Here is a 15,530-nt window from a genome sequence, read left to right as displayed (position 1 = left end):
TAATAAAGCCCGTTCCCTTCTCATCTAGGGAACGGGCTTTTCCTTACGATGACAATTTCACAAGCAATACAAAACAATCGTCATGGAATGAGCCAATTGAATCTTGCGTTCATGGGGATGGGTTGTTTAAGTTTGCGGCCTCCGGCAAAGTCACCTGAAGGAAAAGCTCAAGGTCAGGAACCCCTTTCTTTAACGCGAATCTTTTTCAACGATTCGTCCGGTAATGATTTCCGCATAACCCAGAACCTTTTTATGCTTCAGTGGAAATGGTAACTCAATGATTTTATCTAAGCGAACTCGCTCAGTAATCATACCATTTCGGGATTCGATAGCTATATCTATCTTGCTAGGATCTGGATAATATTTAGGATCTTGAAACAAATCTATAAAGATAAATTTTCATCCTTTTTTAAGACGCCCTAATGGATGATGTATAAAATTTTGTGTAAAGCATTTTGCTAGAACAAAAGAAAAAAGGTAGGGTATTCTCTGATTTGGACCAACACATTCCAGAGAAAGGAGAACCCTACCTATGTCTAAAAGTATACCGAATGTCGACTGGACAACTCAACTGGAAAGCGTCATTCGTCAGTTTGTAAAGAAAAAATTAGAACTGATCATGCGGGAAGAAATCAAGAATTTCCTCGAAATAGAACAAGCCGGAACATCGAATATGAGAAACGGCTACTATCAACGAAATCTAGATACGCAATATGGCCGGATTGAAGGTCTTTTGGTCCCTAGAGACCGAAACGGAGAATTTCAAACGCAGCTGTTTGCCCCTTACCAACGCCACACGGGCTGGCTTGAGGAAGCCATCATCAGGATGTATCAAAGTGGCATGAGCACACGTGAAATTGGCACGTTTATTGAACGAATTTTAGGCAATGCCTATTTTCCTGCAACGATCAGCCGTATTACCGATGTAGTGAAGGAAGGCATCGAGAAATGGCACACTCGTCCACTGCACAAGCGTTATTCTGTCTTATATTTGGATGGTTTATACGTAAAACTTCGTCGCGAAACCGTGGAGAAAGAAGCCATTTATGTGGTGTTAGGGGTGAATGAAGAAGGATATCGCGAAATTCTTGATTTCTTTGTGGGAGGACAGGAAAGCGCCTATGTATGGCAGGAGATTCTTCAACAACTATACAACAGGGGCGTAAAGGAAGTGCTTCTGGGCGTATTCGATGGACTACCGGGGTTGGAGGAGGCCTTTAAGGCGGTTTATCCGAAAGCCGATGTGCAGCGTTGTGTCGTTCACAAAGTCCGCAACACGCTCCATCGTGTTCGGAAAAAAGACCAATTCGAAGTGGCCGAGGATCTCAAGCTGATTTATCGCGCGCCGAATAAGAGATGGCGTTACAAATGTTTCAACAGTTTGAGTCGAAATGGTCCAGCAAATATCCAAGAGAAGTTCAATCTTGGGCCAATGAGTTGGATGTCCTCCTTACATTTATGGATGATCCAAGCAGTATTCGAAGTGTGATTTACACGACCAATGCCATCGAACGAACGATCAAGGAGATTCGGAAACGCCTAAAACCGATGAACAGTTTGAATAGTTTAGCAGCCGCTGAAAAAATCGTGTATTTGACCATTCAAGATTTTAATGAGAAATGGGCAGGGCGAAAGTTGCGAGGATTTGCCGAAGCGCATGAAGCCCTTCAACGAATGTTTGAAGAACGTTATCATTAACCAAATACTGTAAATAAACAAAATAGGGGGATTCTCCCTTTCCACACAGAGGCTGTCTCAAAAGGTCGTCTAAACCGACCTTTTGAGAGTAGCCTCTGTTTCTTTTTCTTACCATTTGGTTATTTATTCCTTTTTTGAGGCAGGAATTTCTCCTTATTTCCGAATTTTATCCTATTTTTTCCTTGTTGGGTCGGTCGTTGTGGCCCACTTTCTCAAATTGTGGGCAGCACAAACTAGACCCCACTCCAAGGTAATTTTTGGGAGGCCTCTCAATGAAAACCGATGAAATTGCTGATTATGCTTGATTTGCCCAAACACCGGCTCGTTTTCGATTTGCCGTCTTCGATATGTCGTCGCCCCTTCTTCCGTGGACAGCCGTTTCCGGATTTCTTGCCGTTGTTGTTGATTTTTCAAGGAAACGCGGATGGTTTTCGTGTCTTTGCCTTTGGCACATGCTGCTTGAAACGGGCATCCGGCACATGCTGTACAACGATACGTCCGTTTGACGATGACGTACCCGTTGTCGGTCGTTTCCTTCCGTTTATACACAAACACCAGCCGTTCCCCTTTCGCGCAAATCCACTCATCCAATTCCTCATCGTACGTCATGTTCTCGATTCGGCCGATCTCTTTCGCCCACGCTTTCGTTTGTTCCCGGTCCAATGTGTTGTACTTGATCAGCGCGACGATCTGCTTTTTTCTCGCAGTACGTGTAGTTCTCCTCACTCCCATAGGCGGAATCCGCAATCGCTCGTTTAGGCATGGGACGCCCATAGGCGGCCAATTGCTCCAAATGTGGAATGAAGCATCCGGCATCCCCCGCCCGTTGATGCACGCTAAATCCAGTGATGAATTGGTTCTCTGTCCCTATCTGCACATTATATCCCGGTTTGAGCTGGCCGTTTTTCATATGGTCGTCTTTCATCCGCATAAACGTCGCATCGGGGTCCGTTTTCGAAAAACTGTTTCGTTCGCCTAACACTTTTTTGTATTCTTCATATTTTTTCTTACGGGGGAGAATGTCTTGTTCCAATTGCTGTTTTGCTTTCTTTAACGTGCGATTCTTCGGCTCTTTCTTTAGATGTTCTTCCACTTGTTCGATCACGGCTTCGATCTTTTCAGACGTGATCGGTGAAGCTTCCAGCTTTTCTTGAAAATCTCCTTCTTGTTCCGACTCTTCATCCTCTTTTACCACCTGTTCGATCGAGGCTACGATTTTCCGGAATTTCTCCTCCAACTTCTGATCGTACTTTTCCGTTGATTTGCGCCAAACGAACGTGTACTTGTTGGCGCTGGCCTCGATTTTCGTTCCATCCAGAAAGTAATCCTCTAGTTTGACCAACCCTTCTTGACGCAGAAGATCGACAATGGAGAAAAACGTTTCGTAAATGATGTCCTTCATCCGTTCCGACCGAAATCGGTTGATGGTGCGGAAATCCGGTGTTTGATGGCCGGATAGCCACATAAAATAAATGTTTTCTTTCAATTGCTTGGCGATTTGGCGAGAGGAATAGATCCGATTGGCGTAGGCATACAGGATGACTTTCAACATCATTTTCGGATGATAGGCTGGGCGGCCTCCGCCGGGATAGAGGGAAACGAGCAGAGCTGGATCCATTTTTTCCACGGCTAGATCCACGATCCGGCAAAGATGATGTTTGGGAATGAGAATTTCAAGATCCATTGGCAAAATGAGTTGATCTCGGTTATAATAAATGTACATAAGAAAACCGTCCTTTCTTGGTAGGGTTGTGGTGACTCTATTATACCAAAAAAGGAACGGTTTTCTTCTTTTTTTGCCCAAAAAAGTGCCCCAAAAGCGAACGCTATGCGAACACTTTTGGGACATCCTCTGTGTGGAGAAAATCAGTCCCCTATCAATTCAAATCCATTTCAGAGAAACCCTACCCCATTACATTACACAAAATTCTTGACGGTACCGAAATTTCTAAAAAACTTTAGTTTTATTTATTAAATATAATAAATATAATTTGTATAGACTTAATAAAATAAGCTTTAAAGTGCGGAATAACAACAATGCAACCACAAGTTGACAAAGTGCAACTAGAAGTTGACAAAGTGCAACTAGAATAGGATAGAAAAAATATCGATGTTTTATACAATATAGTTAATAACATGAAAGGAGTTACAACAAATGAATTTTGGAGAAAAACTTGTTAAGTTACGAAAAGAGAAAGGACTGTCTCAAGAGGCTCTAGCGGAAAAATTAAACACCACTCGACAAGCAATAAGTAAATGGGAAAATGGTCAAGGATTCCCCGAAACTGAAAAACTATTGATGATTGCGAATATCTTTGAGGTATCTATTGATTACTTATTGAAAGAGTCTGCCGAAAATAATGATGATAAAGAAGATGGTTATTATGTTAGTAGAGAAATGGCAGAAGGTTTTTTATTAAGTTCAAAAAAAATTGCTAACCATGTTGGTATAGGCTTCGGACTGTTTGCACTAGCGTTTGAACCATATTTTATTTTAGGAACCACCTCACTTCTAGGTGTTCTATTAATTATTATCATCGCAACATTAGGTATTATTTCTTTTGCTACGTTAGGCTTTGATCAAGGACAATATACAGTTCTAAAAAAAGAAGTGTTATTGTTTGATTCAAATTATATTAAAGAATTAAGAACAAGATATGAAGGATTTAAAAGAAAACATTTAGGAACAACAATAGTTGGAGGTTCTTTATTAGCAGTAGGTTTTCTAGCTTTTGCTTTGGAGAAAAAGTTAGAAATGGGTATCTTAGTTCCTTATTATCCGATTTTTGTTTTTTTGATAGCTGTTGGCCTTGCTTTATCTGTTCGTACTATCACTATTATTTCAGCATATCAATTATTAGTAAAAAATAATGAGCATACAAATCGCCTTAGTTTTAAATTAAAACAAAAAATAAAGAAGAAGTTTGATGAGTATTAGGAGCATACAAAATCGATTTCAAAAGTAATACCAATTCTAAGCAATGAATACAACCGAGGAATAATATACTCCTCGGTTACTTCCATTTACTCATACTTCACAAACGCATCCTTAAATCCAGCTTTCTTCGCTTTTGCTAACTGCTTGTCTGCATTCTTTTTAACACTATAAGCACCAATCTGCACATGATACAGTTTTTTAGCGCCAGTTGATGGTTTAGAAGTTGTTGTTCCTTCTGCTAATTCTTTCTTCACATCTGCTCGGAACGTAGCCATTGATTTGCCAAATTTAGAAAACCAATGACGCGGGTCACCATGATTACTAGCAATCTTCTTTATGATACCCTTCATAATGACCGATAATATTTTTCTCAGTTAATTTGTATTGTTTACAAAGATACGCGCACAATTCAACCGCTTCTTTATAAACTTTATTAAAGTAAGTTTTATCCGTTAAATTATCTTCACAAATTTCAAAGCCAATATGTGTATTATTCGCATCTCCACCCGCATGCCAACCACGATGATTCCAAGGTAACGTTTGATATGTCGCAATTGATCCATCTTTTAACTTTCCGATAAATGCATGAACACACACCTGCCTACCATCTGGTCTTGGCTGATTCCAGTGATTGTTGTATTGATTTTTCCCTAGTAAACCATCATCCGAACCAACATAGCGCTTTCAATTTGAATTGTTTGCTCCTGTGCTGTGAACCATAATTCCTTTTGGTGTAATCTTTCTTCCCGCTTTATAGCACTCATTCTTTGTTAAATATAACTTTTTTAAATTCATGATTCATTTCCCCCTTTATTGTGTAACTGAGCAAGTACATTTTTTAACTTCTCTGGTATTGGTAAACCTAATCGTGAAGCGTTTTCTAGCATAGAAATACCTTTATTTGAACAATAAAAAAGATGACCGCTGTTCTAAGAACGCTGCCATCTCCTATCAAATGAGTGTCAATCATATGCCCGACACCAACCAATATAAAAATTAACACTTTTTTAAATATCCCTCGGTAACCAATTTCACTAGATAGTTCTTTATCGACAATTGCACACATAATTCCTGTGATATAATCAGCAACAACTAATATAATCAATGCATACAAAAAGCCATCTAACCCTCCTAAAAACCAACCCATGAAACCACCTAGTGCTGTAACAATCATTTGTATCCAATTCCATATATCCTTCACAGTAAGTTTCCTTCTTTAGTTTTTAAAATAATCCATATAAAAAGAGTGCCTACATTTTGTAGACACCCTTGAATTATTTATATTTGTTTAGGCAATGCTTCCCACACCCGCATATCTTCCTGCCCTAATGACCAAATGGCAATGCCTCGTAATTTCCATCGGTAAGCAGCTTCATTTGCCCAATAAACCAGACTATCGACATCTTGATAATAAAGTTATCAATACTTCAACCCTTCTTATTTATCCACCCTAGACATCAATGCTACCAACTCAACGTGTGCTGTATGCGGGAACATGTCAACCGGTTGGACGGTTTTTAATGTATATCCAAATGGAACTAATTCTGCAATATCTGCGGCAAACGTTTCTGGGTTGCACGAGACGTAAACGATCCGCTCCGGCTGGGACCGGCCGATTTTTCGCATCACTTTTCCGCCTGCACCCGAACGCGGAGGATCCAAAAGCAACAGCTCCGGTCTTCCGAATTGTTCGAGCACCTCATCGATGCCACGCCGGGCGTCTCGCGCCAAAAAGTACGTATTGTCAATGCCGTTGTCTTTCGCGTTGCGTTTGGCTGATTCGATTGATGTTTCCACAATTTCAATGCCAGCTAACGCCTTTACTCGTTTGGCGAATGGCAAGGAAAACGTGCCTACTCCGCAGAAGAGGTCAATCATTTTTTCGTGAGGCTGCGGTTTCCCCATTTCCAACGCCAGTTCGACTAGTTTGGCTGCCTGCACGGGGTTCGTTTGGAAAAACGTATCGAACCAGAGGCGATAACGGAACCCGCACAATTCGTCATAAATGAAATCACGACCGGCCAACACGTGCGTTTGTTCCGCCTGGATGCGATCCGCCCACGCCCGATTCTCGAGCCAAAGCAAGCTCTTCACTTCCGGAAGCGCCTTTGTGATCCGTTCCGTCAAATCATCGGCGGCCTGCTTTAACTCCCCTTCTGGTGCCTCAGTCGCGAAAAGCGCCACCATGACTTCCCCGGTCGCAAACGATTCACGCACCATGACGTGGCGAAGCAACCCTTCATGGGTATCTTTGTGATATCCAGGCAGCTGGTGATCGCGAGCCCAACGCGCCACCTCCATGGCAGCTTTAACGATCCGTTCACCCGCAATGAGACATGTCTCCAATGAGATGATTTGCCGAAAATTCCCTTGCTCATGCAGTCCAAGCAGTCCCTCAGGAGAGAACGTAAACTCCATTTTATTGCGGTAATGCCACGGATGTTCCATTCCGATCGTCTCGCGCACAATGTTCGGATCAAATCCATGTTGCTCCAAGAGCGCCTTCACGTGCTCTGTTTTATGCCGCAATTGCCCTTCATATTGCCAGTGCTGCCAGACACAGCCGCCACAGCGGTCAAAGTGCGGACACGGCGGCTCGAGCCGCTCTGGATGTGCCTCGATCACTTCTTCCAATCGAGCATTGGCCTTCCGTCGTTTCGGACGATCAATCAAAACCCGCACCTTTTCACCAGGAAGAGTGGATGGAATGGTGAGTTTGAGCTTTTTTCTCTTCCCCTCCTCTTCCTGCCAAACGACCGCTTGTCCGGCCCCTTTTTTATCTAACTGCTCAATGTCCGTAATGAACGATTGTTTTGCGCCGTCTATCAATGGCTTTCCTCCTTCCAAGATGAGCGGTGTGTTGTCACTCTTTATGTATTGTACACGATGGGCGGGCGAATACAAAGCAACAGCCTGCCATGACCACCTCATTAAATATTCACCTTATTTTTCTATAGTTAAAATAATTCAGATATAACAATCTATTTATCAATTACTAATATTCATGTTAAACTAATGAGTGTTCACCTACAGAAAACATTTGTATACGTACAGTGGAATTTATTCTCATACGCTCATCATGAATGATCAGGAGGAACGTGTTATGAAGCAACTCATTGCCAAATGGAATCGAGTCAGCCTCGTCAAACGTATCATTATCGGCATCATCATCGGGATTACACTTGCAGTTACCGTTCCGGAATCGACAAAATGGATTTCCATTTTCGGTTCGTTATTTGTTGGCGCTCTAAAGGCGGTCGCGCCTGTATTAGTGTTCTTTCTCGTGATCTCAGCCATTTCTCGGCATCAAAGCGGACAAAAAACAAATATTCAACATATTCTGATTCTATACGGGTTTAGCACGTTCCTAGCCAGTCTCACTGCCGTCGTAGCCAGCTTTCTCTTTCCGGTTCATTTATCGTTAACCGAAAGCGCAAAAGAGGTTTCTCCTCCTAGCAACATAACGGAAGTGATTCAATCATTGCTGTTTAATATTGTCGATAACCCTGTTCACGCCTTACTGAATGCGAACTATATCGGCATTTTGACATGGGCTGTATTGCTTGGCATCGCATTAAGGACGGCGCCGGAGACAACCAAAAATGTCATCGCTCATTTCTCTGACGCCATCTCGCAAATTGTTACATGGGTTATCAATTTCGCGCCCATCGGCATCATGGGGCTTGTTTTCGATGCCATTGTCACTAACGGGCTTTCCGCTTTGATTGATTATGGAAAATTATTAGCAGTTCTTCTTGGGACGATGTGTTTTGTGGCATTCGTTATGAATCCACTCATTGTCTTTCTTAACATTCGGCAAAATCCGTATCCGCTCGTTTGGAGATGCATTCGGGAAAGCGGGGTTACAGCGTTCTTTACACGCAGCTCGGCCGCAAACATTCCTGTAAACTTGCGGTTATCCGAAATGCTTGGGCTCAATAAAAATACGTATTCTATTTCGATCCCACTCGGCGCAACGATTAATATGGCTGGCGCCGCTGTGACGATTTCCGTCTTAACGCTCGCTGCGGTTCATACGTTGGAAATTGAAGTTGACCTAGGCACTGCACTCATTCTTAGCGTTCTTTCCGCCATCGCCGCCGCGGGGGCATCCGGTGTCGCTGGGGGGTCGCTCCTCCTTATCCCATTAGCATGCAGTTTGTTTGGTATCCCGAATGATATCGCCATGCAAGTCGTAGGGGTCGGTTTCATCATTGGCGTTTTGCAAGATTCATGCGAAACTGCCCTAAACTCATCCTCGGATGTCCTTTTTACCGCCACAGCAGAATATGCGAAAAGACGCAAAGAAGGAAAACAAGTGGCCATCAAAGCATAACGGCATCCCCCTTTGCATGGTGTCTGAAAAGCGAAAGCAGGGCCATTCAAACTGTCCCGACCGGGGCCAGCCATGAAAACGCGATTTACGAACGTTTCGGCCTACCCATGAACTCGCAGCCGCTCTCGGCACTGTCTTGGGCAAAGACGCATCAGCGCAACAAGCCGCCGATGACACCCATGCCGGCATCATGAAAAACGCTGTCTGACTGGGGTTCGTTCGTTTCTCGTTAACGTCCAACACGGCATCCGCGAAGGCTCCTTAAAAGTGGAAAACAACGATGTTGAAAAACTGCTCGACAGACCTTGGCGCTGATCAACGAAGTGCTGACGCAAATCGTTTTCGAAATCGGTGGAATCAACCACTAATATTCATAGAAAACCGGCCGTTTGCTTATTTTGTACGGCCGGTTTTCCCTTCTCTACATTCCACTCAACAAATGCTAATAAAAGTAAATAATGCCCATCATCCTCAAAATGTGGACTTGATGTTCATTTACATATAACGCATTAACAAAATGACAAAGACAGCTAATCCGATAGACGCGCTAAAAAAACAGAGCGCCATCCATTTCACAGCTTTTCTCTTTCGCACAAAGCCATACACAAACAAAATGACTGAGACAACAAACAAAAATAGAATAACAGAAGAAATACTCACGTTCGTCACATTCATCACTCCTCACCTTGTTCAGGAAACGTCACATATTCCTTATAGGAACTGCCTCGTCATTTGTTATGTGCGTACGATTGTTTCAACGAAACGAAAAAGGGTGTCCTGTTGCTTTTAGGACACCCTCGACGTCAGATCATTGCTATTCATGTACTGGGCAACCTAGACACGGATTGTTGCGACAAAGCAACCGTCTCTTATAAGGCTTTCTTTTGATTCTCTTCAGATTTCTTATATCCGTTTTCCCAGAATGTCGCGTTTTTGATTTTATATTTCGATGAATTGAACTCTGGGTCTTTGCCTTGTTTCAACTGTTCTTCGTAATCTTTTAAAGCAATATAGGCTGGTTTAAATAGTAATAAGATTGCGATCAAGTTTAACCAAACCATAATGCCAAGCCCGATATCGCCCATTGCCCACGCCGTTGTTGCTGTTTTTACCGTTCCATAGAACGTGGCAGCCAAAAAGATGATTTTTAGTCCCAAAAAAGCAATTCCCTTATTTTTACCACGTACGAGATAGGCGAGGTTTGTCTCAGCAATATAGTAATAGGCGTACATCGTTGTAAAAGCGAAGAAGAATAGCGCAATCGCGATAAATGCTGAACCAAATCCTGGTAGGAGCGTATCAACAGCCGCTTGCGTATAACCAGCACCCGGTTCTACACCTTCAAGGTTGACAACGATCGGTTCTCCTGTTTTTTCATTAATGACATTGTATTGATTTGTAAATAAAATCATCAGTGCAGTCGCCGTTACGACTAAGAATACATCTAAATAAATTGAAAACGCTTGCACTAACCCCTGCTTCGCCGGGTGAGATACTTCAGCAGCCGCTGCCGGGTGAGCACCTGTACCTTGACCAGCTTCATTAGCATAAAGACCACGTTTTACGCCCCACATAACAGCCGATCCGATAATGCCACCAAACACTTGTTCAGCACCAAACGCACTTTTAAAAATAAGAGCAAATACTTCTGGGATTTTGTCAAAGTTCACACCAATGATCGCAATGGCGATTAACAAATATCCAGCAGCCATAAAAGGAACAACAATTTCAGCCGTTCTGGCGATCCGCTTAACTCCTCCGAAAATGGTAAAACCAAGAATAGAAATAACAATAATTCCCGTAACCAGTTTATTAATGCCAAACGCGTTATAAACGCTATCTGCAATAGAGTTCGCCTGAATTCCCGGCATTAACACCGCCATCGCAAGAAGGATAGCTACGGCAATAACGATCGCAAACCATTTCCAACCAAGCCCTTTTTCAATATAGAAAGCTGGGCCGCCTCGGTACTGTCCATCCTGTTCTTCTTTATAAATTTGTGCCAGCGTGGACTCAACATAAGCCGTCGCTGCGCCGATAAAGGTAATCACCCACATCCAAAATACGGCCCCTGGTCCCCCATACGCAATCCCCGTTGCCGTTCCAGCCACATTCCCTACACCAATGCGGCCTGATAACGACATTGTCAACGCTTGGAATGAAGATACTCCCGCATCAGAGCCCTTCCCGGTCGTCACAAGCTTAACCATTTCTTTAAAGTGACGAATCTGCAGGAATCTAGTCCTAATACTAAAATACAAACCACAAAAAACAATAAAAACGATTAATAGAGGGCTCCATAATAATCCGTTGACTGTTTCGACAAATTTTTCAATCAAATAAATCCCTCCTCGGCTAATCAGTTACTTTTGTTGTATAACACGCAGCTAAGTTTATTATAAATATCACACACTAATGTTTCAATAATTTTTTATAATAGTTTTTTTTGGTATTTTCGGAATAAACTTTACATCTCTTGTTTTATGAGCGCAGAAGCAAGACATTTTTATTTGTTTTTTTAGAATAAATTTTGAGCCAACACCACTAGCGACGTCAAGCTTTTTTATCGTCGCCGGTCGTTTTTTATTTGGTTCAACGTAAATACTTTCATTCAGGCCCAAACCTTTCCAAATCCTTCTCTGCTGGGACGAACGATTGCCCCAGCGAGCAGTGGATTGCCCTATCTCGCGACTCCAATAGAACAACTTTCACATGTTAGAACAATGAAAAAATCGACCCTAGTCGGCCGATTGAGCTTGGACGGCTCTATGTTATGCTCTCATTATTCCAAGTGAACAAATGCTTGACAGCTGCTTAAGATATTGAGAAGGAGCAGCTAGACAACATCACTGACTCGGAGTGGTCTTAAAGATCGGCCGGAACCCAGTCGATCCATCAGCTAGGGACCAAGACATTTACAGATGATATTTATTATATTTAAATAATGATTTCCACAAATCAAACGAATTCGAACATTCGTGGGATGAAAACTCCTTTGGTTCCCTTACGTACCAAGGACCTATTTAACATCACAACAGAAAAATCTTCCTTCTTTTCATTGAGAGAGAAGGAATTTTGAATCAGAGATACGATCTTGCATTATACGAAATTTTAGGCATCACCTGCTTATCCATGCTAATGCCGATAATATAAGAATAGCAGTGATGATTTTAATGAAAAGCCCCTTTATGTCTATTTTTGATTTAGAAAAATAAACCACATAGAGAGGAGATTGATAAGTTTGAACCCAAAATATGAGGTTTTCTCTCACGGTAAACTCTTCTATAATCCCTTTAGTAGAAGGCAAATACCCAATGTCATGATTGGATATGTTTCCTAGATGTTGGAGTATACAATCCCAAGATTATTCTTAACAAATTGGTTTTCCTCGAACCAATTGCCCCAATAATGCCTACACGGTCCCCTTCGTGTAACGACAAGTTGATATCTTTTAGTATGTAATGTTTATCATCAAATGATTTAGCGATATTGTGCAGCTCAATATCATTCAATGGTTCTCCCGTAACATTCTACTTCTAGGCTTTCAATTATCCTTATCCCCCGTAATGCTAGATAAAATCGGAAAACATACAAACAGTCCTTGCTGGTGGATGTGCTATAAAATGAAAGTGTGACCTAACATTCGATCGGATCACGGAGATGTGCGTTCATTCGATGACTGAATTTGAAGTAGCGTTAGTTGGCGCCTGATTACGTATGTTCATTAGTGACACTTGAGCTAGTTGAGCACTAACGCTCAACTAGCATGACGGGTGATTAATTCATAAAGCCGTTTTGCACCAATATATACTAGATGAATCGATACATACATAAGAAACAAAAAGAAAGAAACATAAAGACGACCTTTATCGGTCATTACAATGTCATCAGACACAAGAGAATAAACCAAAACATAAAGATAGAAGAAAGCAAGCATCAAAAGCGCTTCGGAAAGAAAACCAAACATTCCTTTCGAACGCTTCAAGATAATCGAAAAAATCGTATCTACCATCCCTGTGGTGACTACAGTCGTTATAAAAAATCTCAGGATAATTTTGAGCGAAGAGAAGGTTCCAAGCGAATGAATACGCACATCAGTTGTCAACGAAATAAGATGCATGACTGCATAAAAAAGCAGGAAAGGAAATGAAATAATAGCTAAGCACATGAAAGATACAACAGTTATTGCAAAGATGTGATCGGAAACAGAATAGTTCTTTCCTCTTTTTCCTTTCTTTATCATATACAACCCTTTTTTTTTGTAAGTTTATATATACTTGGATAACCCGTGGTGCTAGTTGAGCGTCAACGCTCCACTAGCCCAAGAACAACGAGAGAATGGGCCAATAAAATGCCATCAAGCGTTGTTTCAAATCCAGAAACCGAATTGGCACGAATTTCCGTAATCCGAAATGAATCCACTAAAACCGAGAACGCAGTTTCGACGATTTTGCGTTTTTGCTTCATCCATTGTTTCCATTTTTTTGATTGCGCAACTCGTTGATTTTTCCGAGCAGGCGTCCAAAAAGCGATTTTGTATTCATCGTATAGTTTCTTTTGCAAGGCTTGGCTCACATATCCTTTGTCGCCAAGTGTATACGGATGAGGAAGTTGGGCCATCACGGTTTCCGCAGCTGTCCGGTCGTGGCAGGATGCTTCGGTCAGGACATATCCCATCGGAAGCGCTTGGTCGGTAATCTGAAGATGAAGCTTAAATCCATAGTAAGCCATCTTTTTGGATGCACAATACCCAATATCTGCGATTCCTTGAAATCGTTTGACGCGATACATTCGTGCGTGGTGGCAGAGTTCAATGGGTAAGCTATCCACCACCGCATAAGCGTGATGTTGTCCACGTTTGGCGAGTTGGTGACGAATCCATTTGATCGCCCAACGCAACGACCGGCATCGACGGTTGTATCGAGAGCGCTCTGGGAACATTTCCTTTGTGAACAGGTTTCCAATGACAAATCGATGCCAAGCCCGTTCCGAAGTAAACCCCAGCAATTTTCCAAGAATGTGAATGGCGATGATGACCTCATCCTCTTGCTTCAACAAATGACAATTTCGACGTTGTAAATACATCTGGATACAAGGCAATTGTTCTGATACAAAGAATAAGATCGCGGCATATTGCTTTTGAATTTTTGCTTGGTCTATTGTAAAATGAAAGTGCTCTTGCATGGGACTTCTCCTTTTGGATGTTTGTTCGCACTTTCATTTTAAAGGAGATCCTCATGCAAGGGCTGTTTTTATGTCTTGAGATTTTATCTAGCACCACGGGTATACTTGGATAAATAGATGTTGCAACTATTCAGCCTCATAAGAGGAACGAGATCTTCATATGATGAAAGGCGAAGAAAATAGTTCGGGCACAATCTAGCGAAACATCGTACCCACACTCATGAAACACGAACAAAACGTTTGGTGTCTACTGTTGATGGACGAAACAATAGAGCATATTCCGTCTAGAAACGCCCTTTTTGTGCTAGGCTTCTTTAGCCGCTGTCTTCTCTCATTAAGCTCAAGGCGCATGAGCATGCGCAAAAACCCTTTTCCCCTTCCATTGCACTTAACAAAACAGCAGCCACCGATGATTTTAATAAATATACTAGCGCCACGGCAGTTGGTACAATTAAGGATCGTTAGCAATGGATTGAAATAAATGAATAACAGGGCCGGACAAGCCGCCCCACGTTCCTTACCTCACGGATCTTCGCCACAAACTCAACGTGTCACGAGCTAATGGATTATCTCTTAAACATTGCGTTTGCGGGAACATAGCAATGGTTTTTTCTCATTTTCGAGAACTTGTCTGTTCATAGAAACAACTCAAATTTTAGAAGATCACCTTTTCTTCTTATTTAGCATTTGAATCGTTCGCCCGTGCTAAGATTTCCTGCACGATTGATGTTTTCGCATCTGCATAGTGCTGAACGTGCCGCCACTTATTCTTTGCCAAGCTTCGCTTCACTTGCGCATATTTGTCACGGTCGCTCTCGTTCGAGCGCAACCAATCTCGAAAGCGTAACATTTTATCGATTTCAGACGTTCCCTTGCTGAACACATGTAAGTTAATGTCAGTATCCGGTCCTTTAAATAAACGATGCTCGAACCATTCAGGTTCTCGAATTCGCAGTCGATAGCCAGCTGCTTCCAATGCCGGGACATATGATGGCTCGTCTGCAGAATCCTCCACAACCAGCAGCATATCAATGATTGGCTTGGCACAAAGTCCTGGCACCGAAGTTGAGCCAACATGTTCGATTTGTAATGCTTTGCTGCCGAGTACGGAACGAATCCGTTTTGCTTCCCTTTCAAACAATTCAGGCCAACGCGGATCGTATTCGACAAGAGTAATCGGTGCATTGTGCGGTTTCAGTTCACCCACCGTAAGCTTCTGGAGTTCCTCATCACTCCTAGGTGTAAAGCGATTTTCCGATCGCATCGTGCCACACTCCTTTGCTGTTTATTGTTGAGGGGACAGACTGAAGCGATCACTCATGATGATCCAGTCTTATGTTCCATCAGCAGTAAAAACAAGATGTTCAACCGTAA

General features: G+C 42.3%; 12 protein-coding genes and 3 pseudogenes. 4 read left to right on the top strand and 11 right to left on the bottom strand.

The features are described 5' to 3' along the window. Positions 1-48: 48 nt before the first annotated feature. On the top strand, positions 49-273 hold the full coding sequence (locus IC804_RS11770; RefSeq protein ID WP_190300605.1) for a hypothetical protein: 225 nt from the start codon (positions 49-51) through the stop codon (positions 271-273). Between the two features lie 259 nt (positions 274-532). Next, a pseudogene (locus IC804_RS11765) lies at positions 533-1,698 on the top strand (IS256 family transposase). A gap of 171 nt (positions 1,699-1,869) precedes the next feature. Here the strand turns inward: IC804_RS11765 and IC804_RS11760 are convergent. Further along, positions 1,870-3,421 (bottom strand): annotated as a pseudogene (locus IC804_RS11760) (IS1182 family transposase). A 432-nt stretch (positions 3,422-3,853) separates the two neighbouring features. Here IC804_RS11760 and IC804_RS11755 point away from each other — a divergent pair. Then, on the top strand, positions 3,854-4,636 hold the full coding sequence (locus IC804_RS11755) for a helix-turn-helix domain-containing protein (RefSeq protein ID WP_008881273.1): 783 nt from the start codon (positions 3,854-3,856) through the stop codon (positions 4,634-4,636). Between the two features lie 86 nt (positions 4,637-4,722). Here IC804_RS11755 and IC804_RS18615 read toward each other — a convergent pair whose 3' ends face one another. From IC804_RS18615 to rlmD, 4 genes and pseudogenes are all read right to left on the bottom strand, one after another. Next, entirely contained in the window at positions 4,723-4,911 is a 189-nt protein-coding gene (locus IC804_RS18615) for an SPOR domain-containing protein (RefSeq protein WP_223812805.1), read from the bottom strand. Between the two features lie 46 nt (positions 4,912-4,957). Further along, the gene (locus IC804_RS18610; protein ID WP_223812804.1) at positions 4,958-5,233 is read right to left on the bottom strand and encodes a peptidoglycan recognition protein family protein; all 276 of its coding nucleotides are present in this window, start codon (positions 5,231-5,233) and stop codon (positions 4,958-4,960) included. Between the two features lie 194 nt (positions 5,234-5,427). Beyond that, a pseudogene (locus IC804_RS11745) lies at positions 5,428-5,837 on the bottom strand (holin family protein). Between the two features lie 236 nt (positions 5,838-6,073). Further along, positions 6,074-7,465 carry a 23S rRNA (uracil(1939)-C(5))-methyltransferase RlmD gene (gene rlmD, locus IC804_RS11740; protein ID WP_011886727.1) on the bottom strand — a complete coding sequence of 464 codons (1,392 nt, stop codon included), beginning with the start codon at positions 7,463-7,465 and terminating at the stop codon, positions 6,074-6,076. 274 nt (positions 7,466-7,739) lie between these two features. Here rlmD and sstT point away from each other — a divergent pair, with 274 nt between their 5' ends. Continuing rightward, positions 7,740-8,972 carry a serine/threonine transporter SstT gene (sstT, locus tag IC804_RS11735; RefSeq protein ID WP_008881301.1) on the top strand — a complete coding sequence of 411 codons (1,233 nt, stop codon included), beginning with the start codon at positions 7,740-7,742 and terminating at the stop codon, positions 8,970-8,972. 495 nt (positions 8,973-9,467) lie between these two features. Here sstT and IC804_RS11730 read toward each other — a convergent pair whose 3' ends face one another. The 6 genes from IC804_RS11730 to IC804_RS11705 form a co-directional block, all read right to left on the bottom strand. Then, positions 9,468-9,647: a hypothetical protein gene (locus IC804_RS11730; protein WP_011886726.1), complete on the bottom strand. Its 180-nt coding sequence runs from the start codon at positions 9,645-9,647 to the stop codon at positions 9,468-9,470. Between the two features lie 194 nt (positions 9,648-9,841). Beyond that, a complete protein-coding gene (locus tag IC804_RS11725) occupies positions 9,842-11,311 on the bottom strand; it encodes an alanine/glycine:cation symporter family protein (protein ID WP_190300604.1) in 1,470 nt (489 codons plus the stop codon). 978 nt (positions 11,312-12,289) lie between these two features. Next, positions 12,290-12,412 (bottom strand): ATP-binding cassette domain-containing protein, encoded by a 123-nt coding sequence (locus tag IC804_RS18605; RefSeq protein WP_223812948.1) that lies wholly within the window; start codon positions 12,410-12,412, stop codon positions 12,290-12,292. A gap of 317 nt (positions 12,413-12,729) precedes the next feature. Beyond that, complete coding sequence (locus IC804_RS11715) at positions 12,730-13,215, bottom strand: hypothetical protein (protein ID WP_081157687.1); 486 nt, start codon at positions 13,213-13,215, stop codon at positions 12,730-12,732. Positions 13,216-13,277: 62 nt separating this feature from the next. Further along, positions 13,278-14,156: an IS982 family transposase gene (locus IC804_RS11710; RefSeq protein ID WP_190300603.1), complete on the bottom strand. Its 879-nt coding sequence runs from the start codon at positions 14,154-14,156 to the stop codon at positions 13,278-13,280. Between the two features lie 676 nt (positions 14,157-14,832). Continuing rightward, complete coding sequence (locus tag IC804_RS11705; protein WP_060475559.1) at positions 14,833-15,420, bottom strand: GrpB family protein; 588 nt, start codon at positions 15,418-15,420, stop codon at positions 14,833-14,835. Positions 15,421-15,530: the final 110 nt, after the last annotated feature.

Source organism: Geobacillus sp. 47C-IIb (assembly GCF_014679705.1).
In the GTDB taxonomy this organism is placed as follows: domain Bacteria; phylum Bacillota; class Bacilli; order Bacillales; family Anoxybacillaceae; genus Geobacillus; species Geobacillus thermodenitrificans.
This window is presented reverse-complemented; position numbering and strand designations above follow the sequence as displayed.

Bases quoted from the DNA above. Each gene is read 5' to 3' on its own strand.
- IC804_RS11770 (WP_190300605.1), top strand. From the start codon at position 49: ATGACAATTTCACAAGCAATACAAAACAATCGTCATGGAATGAGCCAA.
- IC804_RS11755 (WP_008881273.1), top strand. From the start codon at position 3,854: ATGAATTTTGGAGAAAAACTTGTTAAGTTACGAAAAGAGAAAGGACTG.
- IC804_RS18615 (WP_223812805.1), bottom strand. From the start codon at position 4,911: ATGGCTACGTTCCGAGCAGATGTGAAGAAAGAATTAGCAGAAGGAACA.
- sstT (WP_008881301.1), top strand. From the start codon at position 7,740: ATGAAGCAACTCATTGCCAAATGGAATCGAGTCAGCCTCGTCAAACGT.
- IC804_RS11730 (WP_011886726.1), bottom strand. From the start codon at position 9,647: ATGAATGTGACGAACGTGAGTATTTCTTCTGTTATTCTATTTTTGTTT.
- IC804_RS11715 (WP_081157687.1), bottom strand. From the start codon at position 13,215: ATGATAAAGAAAGGAAAAAGAGGAAAGAACTATTCTGTTTCCGATCAC.
- IC804_RS11710 (WP_190300603.1), bottom strand. From the start codon at position 14,156: ATGCAAGAGCACTTTCATTTTACAATAGACCAAGCAAAAATTCAAAAG.
- IC804_RS11705 (WP_060475559.1), bottom strand. From the start codon at position 15,420: ATGCGATCGGAAAATCGCTTTACACCTAGGAGTGATGAGGAACTCCAG.